This is a genomic window from Methanoregula sp. (assembly GCF_002835825.1).
GTDB lineage: Archaea > Halobacteriota > Methanomicrobia > Methanomicrobiales > Methanospirillaceae > Methanoregula.
Map to the genome: position 1 here is coordinate 1 of NZ_PIZH01000413.1, position 1,806 is coordinate 1,806.

Annotated in this window: 1 protein-coding gene and 1 pseudogene; one reads left to right on the plus strand and one right to left on the minus strand. The window is 49.5% G+C overall.

The window, feature by feature from the left end:
• Positions 1-467 (plus strand): annotated as a pseudogene (locus tag CW742_RS11715) (GTP 3',8-cyclase MoaA); the annotation flags it as partial.
• A gap of 23 nt (positions 468-490) precedes the next feature.
• On the opposite strand, the gene CW742_RS11720 reads toward CW742_RS11715, so the two are convergent.
• Positions 491-1,702: an ISL3 family transposase gene (locus CW742_RS11720; RefSeq protein ID WP_292420594.1), complete on the minus strand. Its 1,212-nt coding sequence runs from the start codon at positions 1,700-1,702 to the stop codon at positions 491-493.
• Positions 1,703-1,806 lie beyond the last annotated feature (104 nt).

The following is a 1,806-nucleotide window of genomic DNA, read 5'->3' on the forward strand; positions in this document are numbered from 1 at the left end:
GGATACAGGCGGCCCTTGATGCCGGCCTCACCCCTATCAAGATCAACATGGTGGTGCTCGAGGGGATCAACGACCACGAGATCGATGACTTCCTGGCCTATATCCGGGGCAACCGCAACCTCGTCCTCCAGCTCATCGAGCTCATGGATTTCAATGCCTGCGACCACCACAGCAGGCTGGACGGGCTCGAAGGGGATCTTGCCGCACGCTCAAAGCAGATCATCACGCGGCGGATGCACCACCGGAAGAAGTACTGCCTTGACGGGGCCGAGGTCGAGGTTGTCCGGCCGCGGCACAACACCGAGTTCTGTGCGTTCTGCAACCGGATCCGCGTGACATCGGACGGGAAACTCAAGCCCTGCCTTCTCCGGACGGATAACCATGTCGATATCCGGGGGAAGAAGGGTGAAGAGCTCGAAGAACTGTTCAAAAAAGCGGTTTCGCTGCGGGAACCGTTCTACAAGTGAGAAAAAAAAGCCTCTTCGTCATTTCAAGTGGGTAAATTGAATTCGAGCTGCCCGCACCTGAGATAGATCATCGCGATGAAATTGTCCGTGTTCCTGTATCCTCTCGCAGTCCGTTTCAAGGATTGGATGGTCCCATTGATAGCCTCCAGAAGGCCATTCGTGCCACCTCCAACGAAATAACTCAAGATACCGTCTGAATGGCGTTTCAACGTTTTCGCGGCATCGATCATGGGATCGAGTTTCGAATGTGTCGCCCAGAAATACCATTTCTTGAAAAACTTACCCGCGAAAGCTGGGTTTTCAATTCGGTAAAATTCCTGGAAGTTCAATTTCATGTGATATGCCCTGACGGTCTTCAGATTCATAGCCTTCAAAGAATTCAACCAAGAACCCTGTTTGACGTTCAGGTTTTCAGGATTTTTCAACCAGAGATAGCGGGTTTTCTTCAGAACTCCGTTAATCCTTTGTTCGAAACGTCTGACTTCATCAACCGCTTTGTTCACGATCATCATGACATGGAATTTGTCGAATGTTATCTGCGCGTTTTCGAGGTATTCCTCGATTCCCTTGATAAATGCGGGAGACATGTCACAGCAGGCGTGTTTGATCTTCCTGGGATCTCCACGATGACAGAACAGATACGAGAAGAATGATCCTACCGTGTCTGCATCTTTTCCTTTACAGACGTAAATTACCCTCCGGGAGTCGGGATCTGCAAATACCGTGATATAATTATGTCCTTTCTTTTCCGAGGTCTCATCAATGCAAACCGCAGTGACATGAGAGAGATCCAGTCCTTTAATCGCTTTCTTCACGTGGTGTTTTATGATCCGCCAGAGTCGGGTGTCGGTTTCCTGGACTTTCTCACCGATCTGAGATATTTGCATGTCTCCGGCCATGAGAACGATCATGGCCTCAAATAAACTCGTGAATCCACTTGATTTTCGAGACCATGGAACTTCTACGAGACGGATCTTACATTTCTCGCAGATAACCCGGGGAACCCGGCAATGAATATATGCCTGGAATTGGAAAAAGTCAAGATGGCGCCATTCTTTCTCAACGGTGTCATGGATCTCGCAGTCTCCTTCATCACAATCCGGACATGAAAATTTTGCACCTCGTTCAAAATCAACCCAAATATCCAGACGTCTCTCTTCCTTCCTGAACTCGATATTTTTGATATACCAAGGCTTCCGGATGTTCAGTGCCTGACTGAATATTTGATTCTGGATCTCTGGTCCCATCGAATTGTTGTTTCGTTTCCGGTATCTTTTTAGTAACTGATCCGCCGCGGGGGCGCCCCGTCGGGGGCGGCGGAGGCTCTCCTGCTTGGGGG